At 68.2% G+C, this 22,710-nt stretch carries 25 protein-coding genes and 1 pseudogene; 16 read left to right on the top strand and 10 right to left on the bottom strand.

The features are described 5' to 3' along the window. Window positions 1-70 precede the first annotated feature (70 nt). Together MKK50_RS22535 and MKK50_RS22530 are read right to left on the bottom strand one after the other, a co-directional pair. Window positions 71-646 carry a recombinase family protein gene (locus MKK50_RS22535; protein ID WP_253374237.1) on the bottom strand — a complete coding sequence of 192 codons (576 nt, stop codon included), beginning with the start codon at window positions 644-646 and terminating at the stop codon, window positions 71-73. Between the two features lie 317 nt (window positions 647-963). Further along, entirely contained in the window at window positions 964-2,514 is a 1,551-nt protein-coding gene (locus MKK50_RS22530) for a hypothetical protein (protein ID WP_253374236.1), read from the bottom strand. Window positions 2,515-2,696: 182 nt separating this feature from the next. Between MKK50_RS22530 and MKK50_RS22525 the strand changes: the two genes are divergently transcribed. Both MKK50_RS22525 and MKK50_RS22520 read left to right on the top strand, forming a co-directional pair. Beyond that, entirely contained in the window at window positions 2,697-3,062 is a 366-nt protein-coding gene (locus MKK50_RS22525; RefSeq protein ID WP_253374235.1) for a hypothetical protein, read from the top strand. A 14-nt stretch (window positions 3,063-3,076) separates the two neighbouring features. After that, on the top strand, window positions 3,077-4,198 hold the full coding sequence (locus MKK50_RS22520; RefSeq protein ID WP_253374234.1) for a DUF3800 domain-containing protein: 1,122 nt from the start codon (window positions 3,077-3,079) through the stop codon (window positions 4,196-4,198). A gap of 97 nt (window positions 4,199-4,295) precedes the next feature. On the opposite strand, the gene MKK50_RS22515 is transcribed toward MKK50_RS22520, so the two are convergent. Further along, window positions 4,296-5,357 carry a tyrosine-type recombinase/integrase gene (locus tag MKK50_RS22515; protein ID WP_253374233.1) on the bottom strand — a complete coding sequence of 354 codons (1,062 nt, stop codon included), beginning with the start codon at window positions 5,355-5,357 and terminating at the stop codon, window positions 4,296-4,298. Window positions 5,358-5,599: 242 nt separating this feature from the next. Here MKK50_RS22515 and MKK50_RS22510 point away from each other — a divergent pair, with 242 nt between their 5' ends. The 3 genes from MKK50_RS22510 to MKK50_RS22500 all read left to right on the top strand — a co-directional run bounded on the left by MKK50_RS22510 (window position 5,600) and on the right by MKK50_RS22500 (window position 6,931). After that, a complete protein-coding gene (locus tag MKK50_RS22510; RefSeq protein ID WP_253374232.1) occupies window positions 5,600-5,863 on the top strand; it encodes an AbrB/MazE/SpoVT family DNA-binding domain-containing protein in 264 nt (87 codons plus the stop codon). Beyond that, on the top strand, window positions 5,860-6,246 hold the full coding sequence (locus MKK50_RS22505) for a type II toxin-antitoxin system VapC family toxin (RefSeq protein ID WP_253374231.1): 387 nt from the start codon (window positions 5,860-5,862) through the stop codon (window positions 6,244-6,246). Before MKK50_RS22510 ends, MKK50_RS22505 begins: the two co-directional genes overlap by 4 nt. Before the next feature lie 268 nt (window positions 6,247-6,514). Further along, window positions 6,515-6,931: a hypothetical protein gene (locus MKK50_RS22500; protein ID WP_253374230.1), complete on the top strand. Its 417-nt coding sequence runs from the start codon at window positions 6,515-6,517 to the stop codon at window positions 6,929-6,931. 234 nt (window positions 6,932-7,165) lie between these two features. On the opposite strand, the gene MKK50_RS22495 is transcribed toward MKK50_RS22500, so the two are convergent. From MKK50_RS22495 to MKK50_RS22475, 5 genes and pseudogenes are all read right to left on the bottom strand, one after another. After that, window positions 7,166-7,426: a hypothetical protein gene (locus tag MKK50_RS22495; RefSeq protein WP_253374229.1), complete on the bottom strand. Its 261-nt coding sequence runs from the start codon at window positions 7,424-7,426 to the stop codon at window positions 7,166-7,168. 52 nt (window positions 7,427-7,478) lie between these two features. Next, the gene (locus MKK50_RS22490) at window positions 7,479-7,898 is read right to left on the bottom strand and encodes a type II toxin-antitoxin system VapC family toxin (protein WP_253374228.1); all 420 of its coding nucleotides are present in this window, start codon (window positions 7,896-7,898) and stop codon (window positions 7,479-7,481) included. Continuing rightward, window positions 7,895-8,140, bottom strand: a complete 246-nt coding sequence (locus MKK50_RS22485; RefSeq protein WP_437179884.1) for a FitA-like ribbon-helix-helix domain-containing protein — start codon at window positions 8,138-8,140, stop codon at window positions 7,895-7,897. The genes MKK50_RS22490 and MKK50_RS22485 overlap by 4 nt, the downstream gene beginning before the upstream one ends. 60 nt (window positions 8,141-8,200) lie before the next feature. Next, window positions 8,201-8,398, bottom strand: a pseudogene (locus MKK50_RS22480) (transposase); the annotation flags it as partial. A gap of 170 nt (window positions 8,399-8,568) precedes the next feature. Then, a complete protein-coding gene (locus tag MKK50_RS22475; protein ID WP_253374227.1) occupies window positions 8,569-9,417 on the bottom strand; it encodes a helix-turn-helix domain-containing protein in 849 nt (282 codons plus the stop codon). Between the two features lie 153 nt (window positions 9,418-9,570). Between MKK50_RS22475 and pobA the strand changes: the two genes are divergently transcribed. The 7 genes from pobA to pcaDC all read left to right on the top strand — a co-directional run bounded on the left by pobA (window position 9,571) and on the right by pcaDC (window position 16,792). Further along, the gene (pobA, locus tag MKK50_RS22470) at window positions 9,571-10,815 is read left to right on the top strand and encodes a 4-hydroxybenzoate 3-monooxygenase (protein WP_253374226.1); all 1,245 of its coding nucleotides are present in this window, start codon (window positions 9,571-9,573) and stop codon (window positions 10,813-10,815) included. Then, the gene (locus MKK50_RS22465; protein WP_253374225.1) at window positions 10,812-11,810 is read left to right on the top strand and encodes an MFS transporter; all 999 of its coding nucleotides are present in this window, start codon (window positions 10,812-10,814) and stop codon (window positions 11,808-11,810) included. The genes pobA and MKK50_RS22465 overlap by 4 nt, the downstream gene beginning before the upstream one ends. Window positions 11,811-11,876: 66 nt before the next feature. Continuing rightward, window positions 11,877-12,584 carry a protocatechuate 3,4-dioxygenase subunit beta gene (gene pcaH / locus MKK50_RS22460; RefSeq protein WP_253386686.1) on the top strand — a complete coding sequence of 236 codons (708 nt, stop codon included), beginning with the start codon at window positions 11,877-11,879 and terminating at the stop codon, window positions 12,582-12,584. 1 nt (window position 12,585) lies between these two features. Continuing rightward, window positions 12,586-13,299 carry a protocatechuate 3,4-dioxygenase subunit alpha gene (gene pcaG / locus MKK50_RS22455; RefSeq protein WP_253374223.1) on the top strand — a complete coding sequence of 238 codons (714 nt, stop codon included), beginning with the start codon at window positions 12,586-12,588 and terminating at the stop codon, window positions 13,297-13,299. A gap of 82 nt (window positions 13,300-13,381) precedes the next feature. Continuing rightward, on the top strand, window positions 13,382-14,215 hold the full coding sequence (locus tag MKK50_RS22450; RefSeq protein WP_253374222.1) for a 3-oxoadipate:acetyl-CoA acetyltransferase: 834 nt from the start codon (window positions 13,382-13,384) through the stop codon (window positions 14,213-14,215). Window positions 14,216-14,217: 2 nt separating this feature from the next. After that, window positions 14,218-15,576 carry a lyase family protein gene (locus MKK50_RS22445; protein WP_253374221.1) on the top strand — a complete coding sequence of 453 codons (1,359 nt, stop codon included), beginning with the start codon at window positions 14,218-14,220 and terminating at the stop codon, window positions 15,574-15,576. 28 nt (window positions 15,577-15,604) lie between these two features. Beyond that, a complete protein-coding gene (pcaDC, locus tag MKK50_RS22440; RefSeq protein WP_253374220.1) occupies window positions 15,605-16,792 on the top strand; it encodes a bifunctional 3-oxoadipate enol-lactonase/4-carboxymuconolactone decarboxylase PcaDC in 1,188 nt (395 codons plus the stop codon). A gap of 90 nt (window positions 16,793-16,882) precedes the next feature. Here the strand turns inward: pcaDC and MKK50_RS22435 are convergent, their stop codons facing one another. Then, window positions 16,883-17,356, bottom strand: coding sequence for a MarR family winged helix-turn-helix transcriptional regulator (locus MKK50_RS22435; protein ID WP_201026749.1), 474 nt, complete (start codon window positions 17,354-17,356; stop codon window positions 16,883-16,885). 77 nt (window positions 17,357-17,433) lie between these two features. Next, on the bottom strand, window positions 17,434-18,372 hold the full coding sequence (locus MKK50_RS22430; protein WP_253374219.1) for a helix-turn-helix domain-containing protein: 939 nt from the start codon (window positions 18,370-18,372) through the stop codon (window positions 17,434-17,436). 352 nt (window positions 18,373-18,724) lie between these two features. Between MKK50_RS22430 and MKK50_RS22425 the strand changes: the two genes are divergently transcribed. The 4 genes from MKK50_RS22425 to MKK50_RS22410 all read left to right on the top strand — a co-directional run bounded on the left by MKK50_RS22425 (window position 18,725) and on the right by MKK50_RS22410 (window position 22,644). After that, window positions 18,725-19,807: an aromatic ring-hydroxylating dioxygenase subunit alpha gene (locus MKK50_RS22425; protein WP_253374218.1), complete on the top strand. Its 1,083-nt coding sequence runs from the start codon at window positions 18,725-18,727 to the stop codon at window positions 19,805-19,807. A 53-nt stretch (window positions 19,808-19,860) separates the two neighbouring features. Further along, complete coding sequence (locus MKK50_RS22420; protein WP_253374217.1) at window positions 19,861-20,829, top strand: PDR/VanB family oxidoreductase; 969 nt, start codon at window positions 19,861-19,863, stop codon at window positions 20,827-20,829. 177 nt (window positions 20,830-21,006) lie between these two features. Then, a complete protein-coding gene (locus MKK50_RS22415) occupies window positions 21,007-22,449 on the top strand; it encodes an aldehyde dehydrogenase (protein WP_253374216.1) in 1,443 nt (480 codons plus the stop codon). A gap of 12 nt (window positions 22,450-22,461) precedes the next feature. Then, window positions 22,462-22,644, top strand: a complete 183-nt coding sequence (locus MKK50_RS22410) for a hypothetical protein (protein WP_253374215.1) — start codon at window positions 22,462-22,464, stop codon at window positions 22,642-22,644. Window positions 22,645-22,710 lie beyond the last annotated feature (66 nt).

Below are 22,710 nucleotides of genomic sequence, written 5' to 3'. Positions count from 1 at the left end.
TATGGCCAGATCTCTGGTACTGAAAAATAAATTTATTGCGTCATCGCAACGAGAGTAGCCTGCCACGTTCTCATGCTCCTCCATCGATTTTATCGTTTCGATTGTTCGTGCCTAGTGCGCGGTAGACACTGGCCCGGGCGATACCGAGGCGGCGGGCGATCTCCGCCGGGCCCACGCCCTCGGCCTTGAGGGCGCGCACCTTGGCAGGGTCGATCGACGGGCGCCGTCCCCTGTAGATGCCGGCGGCCTTGGCCTTGGCGATCCCCTCCATCTGGCGCTCACGGCGTAGGTTGGTTTCGAACTCGGCGAACACGCCGAGCATGTCCAGGAACGCCTTGCCGGCAGCCGTGCCGGTGTCGATCGGCTGCTCGGTCGCTTGCAGGCGAGCTCCTTTGGCCTTCAGGGAGCGCACGATGTCCTGCAGATCGCCGATGGAGCGGGCGAGGCGATCGATGCGTGTGACGACGAGGGTGTCGCCCTTGCCGATGAAGTCCAGCACGATGGACAGCTCGGTCCGGCCGGTGGTCGATGTGCCGGAGGCCTTCTCCGCCCGGATCGGGTCGCAGCCGGCGGCCTTGAGGGCTTCGAGCTGGATTGAGAGGTCCTGATCGAGGGTAGAGACGCGTGCGTAGCCGATGCGAGCCATGAAACGTCCCGTATGGGTCTAGACACAGTGCGCTTAACGTCCCAAAATCCCGAAAGCAACCCTAATGAGACGCCATTTCGCGTCTCACGGCACTGTCTCTCTGGGGTATATTTCTATGTATATCCCGACGATCCCAAGGTCATCCGAAGTGTCCACTGATCGCGTGGACACCACATTCGGCGAGACGGAGACTGACGCACCGGTGGGACGCCTCCCGGACGTTGCATCATGACGTCTTCCGCCGCATGCCTTCGATAATAACGGCCGCTCGGGTCACGTGATCGGGCCTCTGCCGGGAACCACCCTCTCATTCAGATCTACGTCTGCGGCTTGGCTGTAAGGGCGGCTGCGATGATTGAGAGGTCGTTGATCCGGCTGAACGGAATAATTCTCGGATTGTCGTTCGCGAATGGAAAGCGCGTGACCACAAGATGCTCGATGTGAGAGAGGCCAAGCTCGGTGGTCAGCAGGGCCTCGCGACCCAACTCCTTGCGAAGCGCCCGTTCATAGCTCGCAACACGCGCGCGATTATAGCGGGCGAACAGCTTTGGATCCGCCTCAAGTCGGCTCAGATCGATGAGATTGTTTTTGCATTGCACGTTGAAAATCACGCCATCACGCGTGGTCACGACATCGAACTCCTTCCGGTTCAGGCGTTTGATCCCAGTGAGTTGAAATCCTTGCAGCTCAAGCGCATCGGCAACGGTTTTCTCAAAGATGAAGCCGGAGCGGATCTGAAAGCGCCTGATTCTGTAAAGGAAAATATTTTTCCAGTTGTAGAGAAACCGGCTGAGTAGAGTCACCGACGAATGCAGCATGCCTGCGATTTCGACGAACGGAGTATGGCTGTTCGTATTGGCGACGTAGCTGGCGTTCGTCTGGAGAAGCGCTCGGCGCAGGGGCGGCGACAGTCCGAGATCATCCGCCAGCCGGTCGAGGTCGGCCCGGGAGATATGCACCCAGTGATCGTCGACCGCGCGTTCCGACAGGCACCGCACCAGGGCTGCGGCCGGCGCGAATTCTGAGCCGGCGAGGTCGAATTCGGCATAGGCTGTCTCGATGAGGCGGATATCGTTGCGGAGCTCGGCGGCAGAGAAGAGTCGGTCGCGTCGAACCTTCTCTAGGCTCGCGGGGCGTGGATCGTCGATGCCCGCGAACATTTCGACGATCGAAGCCCGTTCTGGATCTAGATAGAGGGTATCGAGCGCAGGATACTCATGCGAGCCCGCGAAGCCACGTCGGTCGACGTACAGCTCGTATTCGTGGAATACCTCTGACAGCATCAATTGCTGATAGAGCCCTGTAAGCGCCACGCCGTTCAGTTCCACCAGGGGGAGGAGCTGGTTGAGCGTGTCGAGCGGGTGCATGCGTCGGCTGCCGCGGCAGGCGTGAGGGAGCGTGTACAGCATCGCCACGAGGTGCCGACGACGGGACTGGAAGTAGCTTACGGCCGTCCCGACGGTCACGAAGCCAGCCGCGGCTGACGACAGGCCATGTAGCGCGAAGGAGTGACCCATCGCGGCCGCCTGCACGAGAAGGGTCATGAACCGTTTCGCGAAACTCTCACCGTAGCGGTAGGCAATGTGATGACGCACAGCCCGAAGCCGCCGCGGGCGCGTATGTAGCGCGGCGACCGGAAGGCTGATCAGGGCTGCCTTAACCGCGTCGTCGTCCAGCCCAAATAAGACAAGGTTGATGAACTCCTCGATCCCACGAAGGGTCTCGAGCCAAGCTTCGACTGTCGAGCCGGCGTCGAACGAGGCGAGCGCGGCGTGAAGGCCGCCGCTGTTGTGATCGATTTGGTCGCGTAGCAAAGCGCGCGCGTCGTCGCCTTTGAGGACCCGGGTCTGGTGATCGGCCACCGTCATCGACGTAATTTCGGGAGCGAGGGGTGCGAGCGGAAGCTGGCGCTCAACACCTGGTACGTCAACATCGAACCAATCGACTGGCCGAGGGGCTGGCCGTCTGCGACATCACAGCTGCACTCCGGCCTTTTACCCTCGCCCATATCAACCTTAAGATGCCTGTTTCGAGCAAGGGATGACACGCCTTGATCCAGGAAGCCAGCGAGACTCTCGTCAATCTGAGACGGCTCCTTGAGCGCATCCGCGATAAGAAAATGGATGTCCTGTCGGGATGGGGTGCGTTGCGAAACAATGCTCGCGTAAATGGCATCGAAGCTGATCCCGAAATCGAAAGAACGTGCACTGCGTTCCTCGAAGCCGCAGCCATCTACACTGGCGAGGGAAATCCTATGCGGACCGCTCTTCAAGATAAGGATTGGCACCGTATCGCGTTTGAGAATGCGATGGGCAAACTGCTTGAATACCGTACGGCTCTCCGCGCAGCCCGGGGCCGGGAGGATGCCCGCATTATCTGTTCCGTCAATGAAACTGAAGTCGAAGATCCATTCTAGAACATGGAGTCATCGTGCACTATTACGTTGATGAAAGTGGCAATACCGGCCTTGAATTGTTCGATAAAAATCAACCGGTACTCTATTATGGCGTGCTCGGCGCCCAAGCCAATCTCGATGTCATTGCCAAGCCATTGCTCGAAGAACTCAGGAAGGAGCTTGGTGTAAAAAGGATTCATGCGAATGAACTGGGTGTTGGCAAACTAACGCCGATCGCACACAAAATCGCGCGGTTCAGCAAAAAGAACGACTTGAGATTTTCTCTTTTGAGGGTTGTCAAGCCAGATCATGCAATTATCTCATTTTTTGACCAAGTGTTCGACGCTGGATTGAACAAAGCCGTCAGGTGGGAGGATTATTGGACACCACTTCGATATGTGCTCCTCTTCAAAGTGGCGCATCTCTTCAATGACGAATTGGCGAAGTACGCATGGAAGACGAGGCGCCAGGTCAACCCAGCGCAATGCGCAAAAATGCTGACGATCTTATGCGATAGACTTTGTGAAAATTTAGACAACCTTCCGGATGTTCGATCACGGGAACTGATTTCTGGCGCTCTAAAGTGGGCTTCGGCCCATCCGCATGAGATTAGCTATGGGGTCGGCAATCACGATACGGCTCTTCAAATCTCTCCAAACCTTGTCGGCTTTCAGAACGTATTGATGCTGATTGCACAGCAATCTTCGGCTAGGAACAAGACGGTCAGAAAAATTACGGTCGACAGGCAGACGGAATTCAATAAAGCCCAAGGCGAACTAGCGGAAATTTATCAGAAATTGCGCGGCCACAACATGGAGCTTGGGCCCGGCATGCCAAGCTTCGATTTTTCCACGATGCCAGAAACACCCCCAACATTTACGCCTGGAGACGAAAGTAGCGGTCTCGAATTGGTGGATGTTTCTCTCTGGATCGCAAAAAGGCTCAAAGAAGAAAAGTCAATCTCGCAAGAACTTCATGAACTGCTGTTGACGCAGGCGAAGCGCGGACTGGCGGATGAAGTTTCACTTAGCGGGATGGATAAGAGGTGGCGCTTTATAACTCAGCTTCCGGAGCCGGACCGTCCCATCCCCACCGAACTACGGGAAGTTCTCGATGAGCACGAGATGAAACGGAAAATCGAGGTCGAAAAGCTCTGATAATTAGTGCTTCATATGAGGTCGCTGAGGCGAACTCGACGCGCGAGTGTGTAGAGAGAGGACCGCTCTGACTTAGGCTTGTGCACCAACGTGCGAGCTATGCTCTGTTCTGGAGCGTTGCCAGCTTCCGGGCAGCGCCGCGTTGTGCGCGGAGGCGTTCGCCGTAGCGGGCCGGCATCGCGGGCGTCTTCCACGAACCGGCCTGCATCACCTCGAGCAACTCGAACCCCGCCGCGAACATATCCTGCGTCGCCCCGACTCGTGTGGAATGTCCCGAGGGAAGGCGAGAGAGCTTCAGCCCGGCCGCCGTGGCGAGTGCGCGGAACACCCGCGCCACCTCCTTGTCACCGAGCGCGCTCGCTCCGACCCGCCCCCCCTTGGTGAGCGGCCGGAACAGCGGCCCGCTCTCCAACCCGGCCGCCGCGAGCCACGCCGCGATATGCGCCATGGTATCGGGGGCGAGATACTTGATCGCGCCTTCACCCTCCTGGTCTGCCTTCGAGCGCCGCACCAGCACGGTGCCGGAGCCGTCGTCGCCCTTGTGGAGATCCTCTATATATAAAGAGACGAGTTCGGACCGACGCAGCAGCGTGTCGTAGGCGACTGCGACCAGCGCGGCGTTGCGTAGCGCGATCAGCGGAGCACTGTGCTTGCCCTCCAACACGCGCCGGTGCAGCCGCTCGGGCGTCATCACGGTCAGCATGCGCTCGATGCTGCCTCGGTTGAGCGGCTCGGCCTGCTTCTGGCGCCGACCCTTGGCGCGGTTCATCCGCTTCACCGCGAGCCGCACGATCTCGTCGGCGCACGGGTTCTGAAGACCGGCCGCGCGGTGCAACGCCGCGATCGACGAGCGATAGCGCTCGACTGTGGCTCGGGATTTCAGCTCCGCCTGCGCATCAACGAAGGCGGCGACGGTGTCCGGGGTTGCCGGCAGCATTGCCCGCCCGGCCTCCCGGCACCAAGCGGCGAAGATCCGGCTGTCGGCCGCGAAGGCGCGCACTGTGTTGTCGGCGAAGGCGCCGCGTGCAGCCCGGGCGTGCCCCTCCAGGCGCTCGATGAGAAGCTCGGAACTCAGCGGCAGTGCCTCGGCCTGCGGGACCGGCACAGCCGACGCGTCGCGGGACGGCTCGGAGGCAGGATCGGCGGTGTCAAGCTCCATGGTGGGAGTCTAGCCGTTCGGGGGTTAATGATCCACAAATTCCGGACGATAGTGCTTATTATCGGACGCAATTACCCGACTCAAAAGGGTATACCCTTTTGAGGCGCGAAAGTCATCCTCTGATGACGGAGTGACACTTAGTCGCCATGGCGCATATCCGTCGCACTGTCATTCGAGCATAGATGACAGTGCGTGATCGAAACGATATGATTGTTTGAACCCAATAAAGCGGTGGCCCTCTAATGTCGTTTGTCACTGATGTAAAATTGGCCGCTAACGGCCGCATGGTTCTACCTCAGGCGGTCCGCGAGGCGATGGGCGTATCCGGCGAGACGCGGATCATTGTGACGGTCGATGGCACCGAGGTTCGTCTGTCTCCGATCGCGAACGTCGTTACCAAGCTCCAGGCTTTGTACCGCGAGCATGTCAAAGACGATGCCGACGCCGCCTCGTTCCTGGAAGAGCGGCGCGCGGATGACAGCGACACCGTGGGTGCCAAAGCGTGAGCGCCGTCGTCTTCGATACCTCTGCCGTGATCGCGCTCCTGCGCAGCGAGCCGGGAGCGGCCGTGGTCGCCGCGCGTGTCGGTCAGGCCGCCATGTCAGCCGTCAATCTTCAGGAACTCGTCAAGGCCCTGATCCTGCGCGGGTTGGCGCTCCCGGTGATTGAGGAGGTGGTGCAGGAGTTGCGCCTCGATCTGTACTCGCATGATCGCGAGGCCGCCTTCGCCGCCGCGCAGATCACGGAGGCGACGCGACAGCACGGCAGTGGGCTCGGTGACCGGAGCTGCATGGCGCTCGCGATAAAGCTCGGCGTGCCGGTCCTCACCACCGATCGGGCCTGGGCGAAGCTGAAGATCCCCGGCCTCGTGGTCGAGCTGGTACGTTGAGGCGATGGCGGGCGCCGCGGCCCTCGCAGCGATCGCGACTGGGCTGAACGAGCGGCAGCAGGCCAATCTGCTCGCGGCTTACGATGAGGATCAGGCCCGCGAGGCCTCCCACCAGCGACCTGGCGGGCCGCCGGCTCGGCAGTGGCGCTGGATCGAGTATGGCCCCGTTGGCCACAGATGACTCGACGGGCCGGGATCTCGGCTGCTGCGGGCCAAGCTGGCCGAGTCCGGCATGGTCAGCTAGGGCACCGGCGCCACCTGGGCGGCGTTGGCCGAGCGCGGTCTTCTGAGCACGAGCTACGCCCATACCGGCCTGATTGACACGCGCAGCCGCTGGCCCATCAGATCCCTCACAGTGCGCCTGACGACCGACGGCCGGAAGGTCGCTCGCCTCCTGCGGGGCGAGCCGCCGACGCGGCCGCGGAGCAAGGAGCCGAAGCCGCTCTCCCTGTCGGCCCTGCGGATGGTGGCCTACGGCCAGCAGCATCCGAAGGAGACGTTCGATTTTCACGCGCCCTGGGGCATCTGCCCGCTCGACTACCTTGTGGCCCTCGGGATCTGCCGCGGCCTCGTCAAGCGTGGCCTGCTCGATGGAGATCCTCCGACGCACCTCCGGATCACGCCGGCCGGGCTCACGCTGGACGTTTCATCCATCAACATCAACCGCCGAGCCACAACAGCTTGAGGCGGCATACGCTGTAAAAACGAACAAAGGTTGTGAACCCTCGTTGACTGAGAGGGACTGCTGTCTACGGTGCCGCTCGGCCTCCGCGTTCGCGCCGAGGAGAACCGACGAGGCGGGTTATATCCCCCCGATCACTCGCCTCGTCGGACCAAGCAACGCCGACGTATCCTCGGAACCGACCGACCTCAGGACTCCCTTGTTCAGCTACGCCTCCACGGCGAGGCGGGAAGGCCTTCAGATGGTGCGGGCGAAGGGCGTCTGGGGGTCGGTAGCGAGCCGCCGCCCCTGTTGCTCGGGGGACAGATCGTGGAAGAACTTCACCTCGTAGTTGGGGGTCCAGGCCGGCGGTGCCGGCTGTTTGGGCGAGGCGCGGAACACCTCGACGACCGGCCCGCCGAGCAGGTCGGTTTGGATACCGATCAAGGCTCGCTCGTACTGCGCCTGGCGGTAATCGGCCCGCCAGCGGGCGTCGCTGCCGGCCGGCAGCCGCGTCACGTCCTGGCGGATGTGGTACGTTTTAAAGCGTGGGATTTTAGGCGGGACCGCCTCACTCGTCCCAGGGATTGACGGGAGGTACGACCAGGTCGGGGAAGTGCCGGACGTTGCGGGTTGCGAGGGTGGCCCGCCGCGCGATGGCGGTACCAGCGATCATGCTGTCGCGCAGCTCTTGCGGTTGGCCCCGTCTCTGTCGAGCCGCCATGAGGGTTGCCGTCTCGCCGGCCGCAGCGGCATCGAACGGGGCGATCCTCCTTTGGAGCATTTCTGCGACGAGGCGATCGAACGCAGTGCGCAGGCCTGCGGCGCGCCGGCCATCCGGCATGAGGTCGAGGCCGAACTGGATCTCGAGGACGGTAATCGTGGTGATCCAGACGGAGTTTCTGGGTTGGCTGTCGAGCCAACTGACGAGAATCGGATCCGACGACGCGCGCATCAGACCGGATACGACGTTCGTGTCGAGGATGATCATGCGAAGGGATCAGCGAGGCTGTGCCCGCGGAACTGGGTCAGTTCCTCGTCGGGCTTCAGGCCGATTTCTTCGAAGAGGGACGCGATCTGCGTCCCCAACCCCGTGGTTAGTTCATCCTCGGCGGCGGCGGAGCGCAGGATGTCGCGCAACTCGGCCTCCATGCTGCGACCGTTCCGGGCAGCGCGCTGCTGCAAGCGTTCCTTCACACCGTTATCGATGTCGCGGACAAGAATTTGGGCCATGGCATCTCCTCTTGCTATCATGATAGCATACGAAATTCCTCCCACAAAGTGGGGCCAGTTGAGCTTGCCGTTCTCGTCCTCCAGTTGCTTGAGCCGTCGGATCTCCGGCACGCCCATGCCGACGAACTGCTTCTTCCAGCGATAAAAGGTCGGCTCGGATACGCCCATCTTCCGGCAGACCTCGTCCACCGTCGCGCCGTTCTCCGCCTGTCGCAGGGCGAAGGCGATCTGTTCAATCGTGAAGCGTTTGCGAGGCATGGCATCCACCCTCCTTCAGGGTTCAGGATGCCCGAAAAACTTGCGCTCAGCGCGGACCAGTTTGATGGGTCAGGGTCAAGGGGGACGTCGGTCGGGCAGCCATATCGAATCAGTCTTCACTGGGTCTGTACAGGACGCGCGGAGAATCACCTGACCCAGCCGCCGCTACCTCAGTCGGCACGACGGAATGCGGAGGGGCTCGATCCTGTGACGCGCGAGAAGTAGCGCGAGAAATACGCAGGGTCGTGGAAGCCGAGGTCGTAGGCGATCTCCGCCACCGGCAGGTCGGAGTAGCGCAGGGAGCGCTTGGCCTCCAGGATGACCCGGTCGGCGATGAGCTGGCCCGGCGTCGCGCCGGCCACAGCCCGGCAGGCGACGCGCAGACGCCCGACCGTGGTGCCGATCCGGTTGCAGTACTGCTCCAGGCTGAGGCCGGCGCGGTAATGCTCCTCGATCGCCGCTCGGAAGCGGGCGACGATCCTTGCATGGGCGGCCAGGCGAGTGGGACCATCGGCCGCCCGCGCGTCGGCAAGGCGCGCCAGTTCGACGAGGAGCAGCGTGAGATGCGCTTTCAGGGCGGCCCGCTGGGCCGGGGCCGCGCTGGCCCGCTCGCGGTCCAGCCCGTCGAGCGCCGCATCGAGGTGCGCGGTTCCGTCCAGAGCGAGGCAGCGCACCCCCTCGAACAGGGCCGCAAAGGCGCGCTCGTCCCGCCCGAGCCCGCGCAGGACCGCGTCCGAGACGGTGAGGACGCGGCCGGTGCTGCCCGCCTCGTAGACGAAGCCGTGCACCACGCCCGCCGGGACGACCAGCGCACAGGGTGCCGCGAAAGCGGTCTCCTCGCCCTCGGCCGTGACGGTGCCGCGGCCGTACCGGATGCAGAACACTTGGTGCAGGTCGGCATGGGCGTGCGGACGAATCCGCCAGGCCGCCGGGCGGCTGCGATCGTCCAGGTCTTCGAGGTGCAGAAACCCGTCATCCGCAGTCTGCGGTGGCTCGCCGTAAAGGAAATACCGGGGCACGACAGGTTTCGGCATGGGGCACGCGGCCTTTCGATAAACGGCACAAAAGTACAAGAAAAACGCCGCCGCCTCCATACCCGCGCGGCGCCGGCATCGGCAAGATCCTGCACAAGCCGGTGCGGATCGACCGTCACGGATCAGGGAGGGCCGGCCATGCGCACGCAGGTCGCGATCGTCGGTGCCGGGCCGGCCGGGATGGTCTTGGCGCATCTGCTGCACGCGGCCGGCATCGCCAGCGTCGTGGTGGAGCGCCGCACGCGCGACTACGTCGAGGGCCGCGTGCGTGCCGGCGTGCTGGAGCAGGGCACCGTGGACGTGCTCGCGCGGCTCGGCCTCGACGGGCGCCTGCGCAGCGAGGGCCTCGTCCACACGGGCGCCAACCTCGCGGTGGACGGCGAGAGCTTCCGCATCGACATGGCCGCGCTGACCGGCGCCGCAGTCACGGTCTACGGCCAGCAGGAGGTGATGCGCGACCTCTTCGATGCGGGCGAGGCGCGGGGCCTCGCGGTGGTGTACGAGGCCCAGGACCTGCGCCTGCACGATCTCGACGGCGCCGCCCCGAGCCTGACCTACCGCACGCCCGCGGGCCCGCAGCACCTCGTCTGCGACTACGTTGCGGGCTGCGACGGCTTCCACGGCATCTCCCGCCGGTCGATCCCGGCGGACGTGCTGAGAACCTTCGAGCGGATCTACCCCTTCGGCTGGCTCGGCATCCTCACGGACGTGCCTCCCGCCGCGCACGAGCTCGTCTACGCGAGTCACGCCAACGGCTTCGCGCTCGCCAGCATGCGCTCGGCGACACGCAGCCGCTACTACATCCAGTGCGGCATCGACGAGCGTCCGGAGGACTGGCCGGACACACGTTTCTGGGACGAGCTCTGCTTGCGCCTCGGCCCCGGCATCGCGGGCGGGATCGTGCGCGGCCCCGCCTTCGAGAAAAGCATTGCGCCCCTGCGCAGTTTCGTCGGCGAGCCGATGCGCTGGGGCCGGCTGTTCCTGGCCGGGGATGCCGCCCACATCGTGCCGCCCACCGGCGCCAAGGGCCTCAACCTCGCCGTCTCGGACGTGGTGATGCTGGCCGAGGCGCTGGAGGCCTTCTACGCCCGCGGCACGGGTTCGGGTCTCGACGGCTACTCGGCGCGGGCGCTGGCGCGGGTGTGGAAGGCGGAGCGGTTCTCGTGGTGGTTCACCCGCCTGATGCACCGCTTCCCCGAGGAGACCGGCTTCGACCGGCGTATGCAGCTGGCGGAGCTCGCCTATCTCGGCACCTCGCGCGCCGCCCAGACGGTGCTGGCCGAGAACTATGTCGGCCTGCCCCTCGATCCCCCCCCGGTCTCGACCTCTGTTGCGGACTTTTTCTCGGCCCCGAGCGCGAACCTGCGCGGGATGTGCGCATGAGCCACGAGAGCGCCGCCGGGATCCTCGATGTCCCCGCCCTGATCGACGCCCGCCCGATCGGCGCGGCGCAGGTCCTGACCTTTCTCCTCTGCTTCCTCGTGGTGCTCCTCGACGGGTTCGACACCGCGGCCATCGGCTACATCGCGCCCTCGCTGATGACCGAGTGGGGCGTGGGCCGCGCCGCGCTCGCCCCGGTGCTGAGCGCCGCCCTGTTCGGCCTCGCGATGGGTGCGCTGGCAGCGGGGCCGCTGGCTGACCGCTACGGGCGCAAGGCGGTGCTGGTCGCAGCGGTGGTCGAACTCGGCTTGGCCTGCCTTGCTTCCGCCTTCGAGGCTGATCTCCCGCAACTCGCGGCCCTGCGCTTCCTCACCGGGCTCGGCCTCGGGGCGGCGATACCGAACGCCGTGACGCTGACGAGCGAGTACGGCCCGGTCCGGCGCCGGGCGCTGCTCACCAACATGATGTTCTCGGGCTTCCCCCTCGGCGCGGCGCTCGGCGGCTTCCTCGCCGCCTGGATGATCCCGACGCTGGGGTGGCGCAGCGTGCTCCTGCTCGGCGGCGCCGCGCCGCTGGCCCTGGCTGCGCTGCTGGCGCTGCTGTTGCCGGAATCTGTGCGCTACCTCGTGGCCCGCGGCGCGGCGCCGGCCCGCATCCACGCGGTGCTCCGCCTGATCGCCCACGGGACTGGACCGGCCGCCGGCTACGACCTCGGCGCGGCGGCCGCGGGGCCCGGCCGGCCGGCCGGCCTCCGCCTCGTCCTCTCGCCGGCCTACCGGATCGGATTGGTCATGCTGTGGGCCGCCTATTTGATGGGGATCGACCGGTTCGGCGGCATCGCCGGCTCCTTCCTGGTGGCGGAACTTGCCGGGACGAGCCTGCCGGTGACCTTCGCGTTAGTCGCGGTTCCGGCCCTGCTCGCGGCCGCCGCCGTCGCCACCAAACGCAACGCCCGCCGCGGCGCGGCCCCGGCCCGCGCCGCCGCCCTCGGCCACTGACCGGCGGCGCGGGTCGCCCCACCGGCCGCCCGCGCCGCCCAGCCCTCACGCGACCCGAGGATTTCGATGTCCGACGCCACGTTCGACCACCCGCGGGATGCGGGCCAGCCGCCCTCGCTGTTCCCCGCCTACCGCTCGACCGTTCTGCGCAGCCCGCGCGAGCCGCTGGTGCGAATCCCCCACACGCTTACCGAGACCACCGGGCCGGCCGGGACCTGGGAGGCCCTGATGGGCCCGGCCATCGCCGACCTGACCCGCCACGACCGGGGGCCGGGCGTGGCGATCGGTCAGCGCATCGTGGTCACCGGCCGCGTTCTCGACGAGGCGGCGCGGCCCGTGCCTGACACGGTGGTCGAGGTCTGGCAGGCCAACGCCGCCGGCCGCTACATCCACCGACGCGATCAGTGGGATGCGCCGCTCGATCCGAACTTCACCGGCACCGGCCGGGTCGTCACCGATGCGCAGGGGCGCTACCGCTTCACCACGATCCGGCCCGGAGCCTATCCATGGGGCAACCACCGCAACGCCTGGCGCCCGGCCCATATCCACCTGTCCCTGCTTGGGCCGGCCTTCGCCACCCGGCTGGTGACGCAGCTCTACTTCCCCGACGACCCGCTCATCGAGATCGACCCGATCGCCAATGCCGTGCCGATGCCCTACCGCAACCGCCTCGTCGCGCGCTTCGACATCGACACGACGCAGCCGGATTACGCCCTCGGCTACATCTTCGACATCGTGCTGCGCGGGCGCGACGCCACGCCGTGGGAGCATTGAGATGACCGACGCCCTCGAAGGCCTGCCCCGCAACGCCGCTCCCCGCGCCGACAACCAGGACCCAGCCTTGTTCGGCCAGACGCCCTCGCAGACGGTTGGTCCGTTCTTCCATTACGGCCTGCCCTGGAAGGGGGGCGCCGACCTCGTCGGCGCTTCCGACATCGGCGCGCGCCTCGACCTGTTTCCGGAGGAGCATGACGTCCTCCACCTAGCCCCCCCGCGCGGGCCGGTGACGGGCGAGATCGTCTCCGTCGTCGGTACGGTGCGGGACGGGGCGGGCGAGCCGGTCACCGACGCGATGATCGAGATCTGGGGTGCCAACGCCGCCGGCCGCTACCACGGCGCCGCCGACACCCGGGCGGAGATCCCCCTCGATCCGGGCTTCATCGGCTTCGGGCGAGCGGCGGTCGATGCCGCGGGCGGCTTCCGCTTCCTCACCCTGCGGCCGGGCCGTGTGCCGGTCGCGGTCGAGAGCAACCGCTGGCAGGCGCCCCATCTCGCCATCGGGGTCTTCGGCCGCGGCCTGCTGAAGCGGCTCGCCACACGGATGTACTTCGCCGACGGGACCGACAACGACGCGGACCCGATCCTCGCCCTGGTGCCGGAGGCGCGCCGCCGCACGCTCATCGCCCCGCGCGTCGCCGAGGCACCGCCGACCTATCGGTTCGACATCGTGCTGTGCGGGGCGGACGAGACCGTGTTCTTCGCGCTGTGAGGCGGGAGACGCGTCATGGGGCGGGAGTGGTGAGGCGAAAGCCTGAGGCAAGTTCGTGAGGCAAGGTCGTGAGGCAAGAGAGATGAGCAGCAATTCCGTCGTCGTCGCGGTGGCGATCACCGGCTCGGTGCCGCGCAAGGCCGACAACCCGGCCGTGCCGATTGCGGTCGCGGAGCAGATCGAATCGACCCATCAGGCCTTCGAGGCCGGCGCGACGCTGGCCCATATCCACGTCCGCAACGACGACGAGACTCCCTCGTCCGATCCGGACCGGTTCGCCGCCGTGCAGGAGGGGCTGCGCCGCCACTGCCCCGGGATGATCGTGCAGTTCTCCACCGGCGGGCGCGGGCGCGACCCGGCGAGCCGCGGGCTGTCGCTCCGGCACCGGCCCGACATGGCCTCGCTCTCGACCGGTTCGGTCAACTTCCCGAGCATCGTCTACGAGAACCACACCACCCTGGTAACCGATCTGGCGACGCAGATGAAGGGCCACGGCGTGCGGCCCGAGATCGAGATCTTTGACCTCTCGCACATCCATGGGGCCGGGCGCCTGATCGCGGCCGGGCTGATGGACCCGCACCCCCACGTGCAGTTCGTGATGGGTGTGCAGAACGCGATGCCGGCCGAGGAGCACCTGCTCGACCTGCTGCTCTGCGAGACCCGCCGGGTCATCCCCGGGGCGACCTGGACGGCGGCCGGGATCGGCCGCAGCCAAGCGGTGGTGATGGACTGGGCGCTGGCGCGCGGGGCGGACGCGGTGCGCACCGGACTCGAGGACAACATCCGGGTCACGAAGGACCGGCTGGCGGCGAGCAACGCCGAGCTCGTCGGGCTCGCGGTCGAGGCCGTGCAGCGGCACGGCCGGCGTCCGGCGACGCCCGCCGAGGCCCGCGCCGCCCTCCGGCTCGCGGCCTGAGGATGAGCTTCTCTGCCCTCGATTCGGGCCTGCTTGGGCCGCTCTTCGCGAGCGCGGCGATGCGCGAGGCCTTCTCGGACGCGGCGCGCCTCGCCGGGATGCTGCGGGCCGAGGCGGCGCTCGCCCGGGCCGAGGCAGAGGTCGGCCTCGCGCCGGCGGCCCTCGCCGACGCCATCGCGGCGATCGCGCCGGAGACGCTCGATATCGACGCGCTGGCGGCCGGCACCGCGCTGGCGGGGGTGCCGGTGATCCCGTTCGTCGCGGCCGTGCGCAGGCGCCTGCCGCCCGAGCTGGAGCCGGCCTTCCACAAGGGCGCCACCACCCAGGACATCGCCGACACCGCCCTCGTCCTGCAGATGCGGTCGGGGTTCGACCTGATCGCGGCCGAGAGCGAGGCCGTTGTCGCCGGGCTCGTGCGCCTCGCCACGGAGTACCGCGCCACCCCCTGCGTCGGCCGCACCTACGGCCAGCACGCCGCGCCGATCTGCTTCGGCTACAAGGCGGCGACCTGGGCGCTCGGCCTTGCGGAGGTCACCGACCAACTGCCGGGCCTCCGGGCGCGCGTGCTCACCGCCTCGCTCGGCGGTCCCGTCGGCACGCTCGGCGCTCTCGGCGGGCAGGCCGAGGCCGTGGCCACCGCCTATGCCCGGCATCTCGGCCTCGGCCCCGAGACGGTCGCCTGGCACACCCGCCGCGCCCGCATCGCCGAGGCCGGAGGCTGGCTCGCCCGCCTTCTCGGGGCGCTGGCGAAATGTGCGGGCGACATCGCCCATCTCGCCTCGACGGAGGTGGCGGAAGTGTCCGAGCCCTTCGTGCCCGGCCGGGGCGGCTCCTCGGCGATGCCGCACAAGCGCAACCCCGTCTCCGCCACCGTCATCCTGGCCGCCTTCGGGGCCGCCAAGGGCCATGCGGGCACGCTCCTCGACACGATGGCCGCTGCTCACGAGCGGCCGGCCGGCGCTTGGCATGCCGAGTGGCATGCCCTGCCCCAGCTCTTCGGTCTCGCCTCCGGGGCGTTGCGCGAGGCGCGGGCGGTGGCAGAGGGGCTCGTCGTCGATCCCGGACGGATGCGCCGCAACCTCGATCTCACGCGGGGCCTGCTCTTCGCCGATGCCGCGGCCGCGGCCTGCGCGCGCCGCTGCGGCGGCGCGGCGGCGCACGCCCTGGTGGAGCGCGCCTGCGCCGAGGTGCACGCTTCCGGCCGCGACCTGCACACCGTGCTCGCGGCGATGCCGGAGGCGCAGGGCATCGATCTCGGCGCCGCCTTCGACCTCACGCACCCCGTCGCCGCCGCAGCGGCGGCCACCGACCGTGCGCTCGCACAGATCGCGGCGCGCGCGGATTCGACTGCATCGCAATGATCCTGCCGAGACGGAGCCTCGACCCCGCATGCCCCTGATCCGCATCAACGATATCGACCTGACCTACGAGTTCTCTGGCCCGAGCGGCGCGCCGGTCCTCGTCCTTTCGAACTCGCTTGGCACGACGCTGGCGATGTGGGACGGCGTGGCCAGACGGCTGCACGGGCGCTACCGGATCCTGCGCTACGACACCCGCGGGCACGGCGGCTCCGCGACCCGCGACGCCGAAACCCGGATCGAAGATCTCGCCGCCGACCTGCTCGGTCTGCTCGACGCCCTGGGCATCGCACGGGCGCATCTCGCCGGCCTGTCGCTCGGTGGCATGACCGTCCAGGCAGCGGCGGCCGCCGCGCCCGAGCGGGTCCTGAGCCTCACCCTGATGGCGACCTCGGCCCACCTGCCGAGCCCCGAGAGCTGGGGCGAGCGGGCCGCCACCGTGCGGGCGCAGGGCACTGCGGCGATCGTCGAGGCGACACTCGGGCGCTGGTTCACCCCCGGCTTCTCGGCGCACGCGCCCGCCGCCATCGCGGCGATCCGCGAGGCCTTCGTGGCCTGCGATCCGGTCGGCTACGCCGTGTGCTGCGGGGCGATCGGCCGGATGGACCTCCGGCCGGTGCTCGGCCGCATCGGGGCGCCGACCCTCGTCATCGCCGGGCGCGACGACCCGGCGACGCCGCCCGCGATGGCCGAGGCGATCTGTGCGGGCATCCCGCAGGCGGAGCTGGTCCTGTTACCGCGCGCCGCTCATCTCCTCGCCGTCGAGCACCCGGAGGCGACGGCCGCCCATCTTGGCGGCTTCCTCGACCGGCAGCGCGGCGACCGTGCCGCCACCGGCGCCGTGCCCTTCGCGGAGGGGCTGGAGAATCGCAAGGCCGTGCTGGGCACGGCCCATGTCGAGCGCTCCCTGGCGGCGGCCGGGCGCTTTGCCGGACCCTGGCAGGACTTCATCACCCGCACGGCCTGGGGCGAGATCTGGGGCGATCCGCGCCTGCCCTGGAAGACGCGTTCCCTGGTGACCCTCGCCCTGATGGCGGCGCTGGGGCGTGAGGAGGAGTTCAAGCTCCATATCCGTCCGGCGCTCGCCAACGGACTCGACCTCGACGAGTTGCAGGCCCTGCTCCTGCAGACGGCGATCTATGCCGGAGTCCCGGCCGCCAACGGTGCCTTCCGCTGGGTGCGGGACACGCTGGGCGAGGCCGCCGATGCCGGCCCCTGAGGCCGGGGCAGGAACCTGCGCCGCCCGGCGCAGATGCGCGCCGCCGGGCGGGTCGCGGTCCGGCGCCGCTTGTGAGCGCGGGTGCAGGGCTCAGGCATCCTTGCTACCGATGCGGCGCAGGAGCGCGATCAGCTGGGCGCACTCCGCCGCATCGAGCTCGGCGAGCAGCGTCGCTTCGTGGGCGTGCAGCTGCCGCCGCACCTCCGCGAAGACCGCCTGTCCCTCGGGGGTCAGGTCGAGGACGAAGGCGCGGCGATCGGCCTCGTCGGCGCGGCGCGAGATCCAGCCCTTCTCGATCAGCTCGTTCACCAGCACGACCATGTTGGCGCGGTGGATGCCGAGCACGCGGCCGATCGCCCCTTGGTTGATGCCGGGATTGGCCTCGACGACCGACAGGATGCCGAACAGCACCTGCCGCATGCCGCTGCCTTCGATGACGCGGGCAAAGTCGTTCCGCACGGCCGTGCTGGCCCGCCGGAGATGGTAGCCCACAAGATCCTCGATCGCGCCGAGCCGCGGCTGGAGATCCGCCGGGGCAATAACCAGTTCTGTCGCTTTCGCCACGCGGAGCCTCCCGAACCGGCGTGGCTTAACGAGGCGGGCAGCAGGGTTCAAGCGGACGCCGACGCGCGCCGGGCCGGTTACCGGACGCGCAGGGGCGGGGCGCCTCGGGCAGAGGGGTCCGCCGGGCGATTCCGCTTGCGGTAGGCGGCCGGACTGATCCCCGCGCGCTGGGCGAAGAAGCGCGAGAAATAGGCCGGGTCGTTGAAGCCGAGATCGAACGCGATCTTCGAGATCGGCAGCGCGGTGTAGATCAGGGCGCGCTGAGCCTCGAGCATCTGGCGCTCGTGCAGCACCGACTGCGGCGGCTTACCCACGACCTGTGTGCAGGCCGCGTGAAGGCGGTCAGGGCTGACCCCGAGATCGGCCGCGAAGCGGGCGACCGGCCAGTTCTGCCGGAGATTGGCCTCAAGCAGTCGGCGGAAGCGTCGGTAGAGTCCGGCCCGCGCCGCCGCGGCGGGCTCGGTGAAGGCACGCAGGGCGTGCGTGCGTACGACGCCGACGAGCAGAAGCTTGACCAGCGCCGCCACAGCGCTGAACGAGCCCGGCTGCGCGCCGCCGACCTCGCGCCGCAGGCCCTCGAACAGCGAGACCACGTTCATGTCGATCTCGTCGGGCGCGCCTGGGGGGCCGCTGAACACCGCCGCGGCTGTCGCGTCGAGGCGCGCGGCCTCGTGGTCGTGGGTGATGACGGACCCCAGGAAGTCGTCGGAGAGGGAGAGAACGACCCCCTCTGTCTCCGGCCGGAACGAAAAGGCGTGCACCGTGCCGGCGGGGATCCAGAGCAGCCAGGGCGCCCGGAAGCGGTCGTTGCCTGCGTCGATTCGGACCTGGCCGCCGCCCTCCGTAACCATGAGAGCCTGGGTCAGGTGGTCGTGGCGGTGGGCGGCGATCTCCCAGTCGTGCAGGCGCGCGCTCGGCCCGATCCGCTCGGCGTGCACGAAATTCGGCGCGGCGGCCTCCGCCACCTCGCCGTAGAGGCGGAAGACGGGAATCGCGCGCGTGTGGTCCGGCTGCATCGCTGGTCCTGGCCTCCCCATGGCGCGGGCGTCTCGGCGCCCAAATTCGTCCAAGTCTTTCTTGGCGGCGTGCAGGAATCCGGAATTCCGGACCTGTAGGCTCCATTGCTAGAGTGAACTTGTTCTCGGCCGGGATCTACGCCCCGGGAGCCGGAACACAGAACACGAACCGGATACACTTCGGGAGGAGATCGCCCCGCCGGCCGGCACGCGCGAGCGGCCGGATCGCGTCCGGGGCGGCCCGTGCCGCGACGGCAGGGGCGCGACCGCCGCGGGACCCCGCGTCCCGCCCGGCCGCGGTCTGCCGCGCGGCCCCTCCGCCCGGCGACGCGATGGCAGCAAGGAGGGCCTGATGACTGCGCCGAAGCCGTTCCCGATGAACGCATGGTACGCCGCGGCCTGGGATTACGAGATCAAGCGCGCGCTGACCCCGCGCCGGATCTGCGACACCCCAGTGGTGCTCTACCGCCGCGGCGACGGCGGCGTCGCCGCGCTGGAGGACGCCTGCTGGCACCGCCTTCTGCCGCTGTCGCTCGGCCATCTCCGGGGAGACGAGGTGGTGTGCGGCTATCACGGTCTGGTCTTCAACCCGGCCGGGCGCTGCACCTTCATGCCCGCGCAGGAGACCATCAACCCCTCGGCCTGCGTCCGCGCCTTCCCTGTCGTCGAGAAGTACCGGCTGATCTGGGTCTGGATGGGCGACCCGGCGCTTGCCGACCCCGCGACGGTGCCGGATTTCCACTGGAACAGCGACGCGCCGTGGGTCGGCGAGGGCGGGACCTATTACGGCCTGAAATGCGATTACCGGCTGGTGGTCGACAACCTTATGGACCTCACGCACGAGACCTACGTCCATGCCGGCTCGATCGGCGACGAGGCCATCACCCGCAACCCCTTCGAAGTCACCCATGCCGGCCGCAAGGCCGTGGTGGAGCGCTGGATGGAAGGCATCGAGCCCCCGCCGTTCTGGGCTCGGATGCTCGGCCGCCCCGGCCCCGTGGACCGCTGGCAGATCATCCATTTCGAGGCGCCCGGCATCGTGGCGGGCGATGTCGGCGTGGCTCCGGCCGGGACCGGCGCGCGGACGGGCGACCGCTCGCAAGGCGTGAACGGCTTCTTCCTGGCAGCGATCACGCCCGAGACCGAGACGAGCTGCCACTATTTCTGGAACTTCGTCCGCAACTTCCGCACCGACGACCAGTCCCTCACCAAGACGCTCAACCTCGCCCATGTCAACGACGGCAACGGCGTCTACGATCAGGACTTCGCCGTGCTGGAGGCGCAGCAGCGGGCGATCGACCGCAACCCGCGCCAGCCCTTCTACAACCTGAACATCGATGCCGGCGCGCTCTGGGCCCGCCGCCTGATCGACACGATGCTGGCGGCCGAGCAGGGCGGCCCGGCCGGGGACCCGCCGCGCCTCGCGGCCGAGTAGGGCTGGCCTTCCGCGGCGCGCAGACGCCGCCGGAGGAGGAGAGGGAGTGGGACATGCACGCGAGACCCGAATGGCAGGGCGCCCGGCTCAGGGAGATCCGCGATCTGACGCCGGACATCCGCCTATTCACGATCGAACCCGAGCGCTTCGAGCGCCCGTCGCCGGGCAGCAACATCGCGATCGGCGTCCGGATCGGGGAACGGCCCGACACGCGGCGCTACTCTCTCGTCGGACTCGCGGCGGACGGGCTCTACCGGATCGCCGTCAAACGCCTGCCCGACAGCCGCGGCGGCTCCGCCTACCTCCACGGCCTGGCGCCCGGCGCGCGGCTGACGATCTCCGCGCCGGCAAACCACTTCCCGCTCAACCGGGGACGCCCGGACTACCTCCTGGTCGCGGGCGGGATCGGCATCACGCCGATCTACGGCATGGCGGTGGCGCTCGCCGAGGCGGGCGCGCCCGTCCGCGTTCTCTACACGGCGCGCGCCGCAGCGGACCTCGCCTTCGCCGACAGCCTGCGCGAGCGCCTCGGCGCGCGGCTCCGGATCTTCCTCGACGAGCGGGGCGAGCGGATCGACCTCGCAGCCGAGACCGCCCGCCTCGCTTCAGGGGGCGAACTCTACATCTGCGGCCCGATCGGCCTGCGCGAGGCCGCCCAGCGCGCCTGGGCGGCGAGCGGCCGGCCCATCGACGGCCTGCGCTTCGAGACCTTCGGCAGCAGCGGTCGCTATCCCGCGGAGCCGTTCCGGGTCCGCATCCCGCGCCTTAGCCGGGAGATTCTCGTGCCGCACAACCAGAGCCTGCTGGACGCCCTGGAGGCGGCCGGGATCGCGGTGATCTCCGATTGCCGCCGCGGCGAGTGCGGCCTCTGCGCCGTGAAGGTCCTCGACCTCGCGGGCCGGCTCGACCACCGCGACGTCTTCCTCAGCGACGCCCAGAAGGACACGAACGCGCAGATCTGCACCTGCGTCTCGCGGGTGGCAGGCGGCAACCTCAGTATCGACGTCGCCGACCGGAGCTGACTGCGCCGATCGACTGCGAACCGGCACCCCGCGCCCGGAATTACAATCTAGAAGCGCTGTCGCGAAAAGGCGGCGAAGACGTCGGGATGGGATGGACTACGGACGACTTCGCTCTTGTCTGCCGTCGCCATTATGTTATGTCACATAACAAGAGTTGAGAATCATCGGGAGGAAACCATGCTGGACACCAGCACGGAGCCGGGCGCCGCGCCCGCGGATACGTCGTACCTGGAGCGGCGTAACCCGCTGACCGGCGCGGTCGCGACCCGGATGCCCGCCCACGACGTGGACGCCGCCCGTGCGGTCGCCGACGCGGCCGAGGCCGCCCTGCCGGCCTGGTCCGAGCTCGGGCCGACGGCCCGACGCACCGTGCTGCTGCGGGCGGCTGAGTGCCTGACGGCGCGAGCCGACGCCTTCGTGGCGGCGATGACGGCGGAGATCGGGGCGACCGAGGCCTGGGCCCGGTTCAACCTCCAGCTCGCCGTCGGCATGACCCGGGAGGCGGCGGCGCTGACCACGCAGATCGGCGGCGAGGTGATCCCCTCCGACAAGCCGGGCTGCCTCGCCATGAGCGTGCGGGAGCCCGCTGGCGTCGTCCTCGGCATCGCGCCCTGGAATGCCCCGATCATCCTGGGCGTGCGCGCCGTGGCGGTGCCGCTCGCCTGCGGCAACACGGCAATCCTGAAGGCCTCCGAACAGTGCCCGCGCACGCATGCGCTGATCGTCGAAGCCTTCCGGGAGGCCGGTCTGCCGGACGGCGCGCTCGGTTTCGTGGCGAACCGGCCTGAGGCGGCCGGCGCCGTCGTCGGCGCGCTGATCGACCACCCGGCCGTGCGCCGCATCAACTTCACCGGCTCCACGTCGGTCGGGCGGGTCATCGCCCGGCGGGCGGCCGAGCACCTGAAGCCGGTGCTGCTGGAACTCGGGGGCAAGGCCCCGCTCCTCGTGCTGGAGGATGCCGACCTCGACGAGGCCGTGAAGGCCGCGGCCTTCGGCGCCTTCATGAACCAGGGCCAGATCTGCATGTCGACCGAGCGCATCATCGTGCTCGACGCAGTGGCCGACGAATTCGCCGAGCGCTTCCGCGCCAAGGCCGCCGCGCTCAGCGTCGGCGATCCCCGGGAGGGCAGGGCGCCCCTCGGCGCGGTCGTCGACCTGAAGACGGTCGATCACGTGCGGGGCCTCGTGGAGGATGCGGTGGCGGACGGCGCGACGCTGCTGACCGGCGGGGCGGCCGACGGCGTGCTGATGCCCGCCCATGTCGTCGACCGGGTGACGCCCGCCATGCGGCTGTTCCGCGAGGAGACCTTCGGCCCGGTGGTGGCGCTCGTGCGGGCCCGTGATGAGGCAGAGGCGATCGCTCTCGCCAACGACACCGAATACGGCCTCTCGGCCTCGATCTTCACCCGCGACACTGCGCGGGGCCTGCGCGTAGCGCGGCGGATCAAGTCAGGCATCTGCCACGTCAACGGGCCGACCGTGCACGACGAGGCCCAGATGCCCTTCGGCGGCGTCAAGGCCTCCGGCTACGGCCGCTTCGGCGGTCGGGCCGGCATCGACGCCTTCACGGAGCTGCGCTGGATCACGGTCGAGACCCAGCCCGGCCATTTTCCGATCTGACGGAGGCGCGCGATGAACCGTCTCACGACACGCTGCGCGGCCGAACGGCTCGCGCTCGCGGCTGGCGCCGCCGCGGCGCAGGAGGCCGGCGCCGCCGCGCCGGGGCCGCACGACGGGATACGCCGGACCCTGTTCGTCGCGCACGGCCTCCGCAGGCCCGACCACGTCGCGGTTGATTCCTCCGCGTCGCGGTGAGGACCGGTCCCGGCCCGCGGCACCCGTCTCAAGTCTTCTCCGAACTCCCGTCGCGAATCTCATTTC

Origin of the sequence: Methylobacterium sp. J-043, assembly GCF_022829505.1 — a bacterium.
Taxonomy (GTDB): Bacteria; Pseudomonadota; Alphaproteobacteria; order Rhizobiales; family Beijerinckiaceae; genus Methylobacterium; species Methylobacterium extorquens_A.
This window is presented reverse-complemented; position numbering and strand designations above follow the sequence as displayed.

Bases quoted from the DNA above. Each gene is read 5' to 3' on its own strand.
- MKK50_RS22420 (WP_253374217.1), top strand. From the start codon at position 19,861: ATGCACGCGAGACCCGAATGGCAGGGCGCCCGGCTCAGGGAGATCCGC.
- MKK50_RS22490 (WP_253374228.1), bottom strand. From the start codon at position 7,898: ATGATCATCCTCGACACGAACGTCGTATCCGGTCTGATGCGCGCGTCG.
- MKK50_RS22410 (WP_253374215.1), top strand. From the start codon at position 22,462: ATGAACCGTCTCACGACACGCTGCGCGGCCGAACGGCTCGCGCTCGCG.
- pcaDC (WP_253374220.1), top strand. From the start codon at position 15,605: ATGCCCCTGATCCGCATCAACGATATCGACCTGACCTACGAGTTCTCT.
- MKK50_RS22510 (WP_253374232.1), top strand. From the start codon at position 5,600: ATGTCGTTTGTCACTGATGTAAAATTGGCCGCTAACGGCCGCATGGTT.
- MKK50_RS22530 (WP_253374236.1), bottom strand. From the start codon at position 2,514: ATGACGGTGGCCGATCACCAGACCCGGGTCCTCAAAGGCGACGACGCG.
- MKK50_RS22515 (WP_253374233.1), bottom strand. From the start codon at position 5,357: ATGGAGCTTGACACCGCCGATCCTGCCTCCGAGCCGTCCCGCGACGCG.
- pcaH (WP_253386686.1), top strand. From the start codon at position 11,877: ATGTCCGACGCCACGTTCGACCACCCGCGGGATGCGGGCCAGCCGCCC.
- MKK50_RS22430 (WP_253374219.1), bottom strand. From the start codon at position 18,372: ATGCAGCCGGACCACACGCGCGCGATTCCCGTCTTCCGCCTCTACGGC.
- MKK50_RS22425 (WP_253374218.1), top strand. From the start codon at position 18,725: ATGACTGCGCCGAAGCCGTTCCCGATGAACGCATGGTACGCCGCGGCC.
- MKK50_RS22415 (WP_253374216.1), top strand. From the start codon at position 21,007: ATGCTGGACACCAGCACGGAGCCGGGCGCCGCGCCCGCGGATACGTCG.
- MKK50_RS22485 (WP_437179884.1), bottom strand. From the start codon at position 8,140: ATGGCCCAAATTCTTGTCCGCGACATCGATAACGGTGTGAAGGAACGC.
- pcaG (WP_253374223.1), top strand. From the start codon at position 12,586: ATGACCGACGCCCTCGAAGGCCTGCCCCGCAACGCCGCTCCCCGCGCC.
- MKK50_RS22535 (WP_253374237.1), bottom strand. From the start codon at position 646: ATGGCTCGCATCGGCTACGCACGCGTCTCTACCCTCGATCAGGACCTC.
- MKK50_RS22465 (WP_253374225.1), top strand. From the start codon at position 10,812: ATGAGCCACGAGAGCGCCGCCGGGATCCTCGATGTCCCCGCCCTGATC.
- MKK50_RS22445 (WP_253374221.1), top strand. From the start codon at position 14,218: ATGAGCTTCTCTGCCCTCGATTCGGGCCTGCTTGGGCCGCTCTTCGCG.
- pobA (WP_253374226.1), top strand. From the start codon at position 9,571: ATGCGCACGCAGGTCGCGATCGTCGGTGCCGGGCCGGCCGGGATGGTC.
- MKK50_RS22450 (WP_253374222.1), top strand. From the start codon at position 13,382: ATGAGCAGCAATTCCGTCGTCGTCGCGGTGGCGATCACCGGCTCGGTG.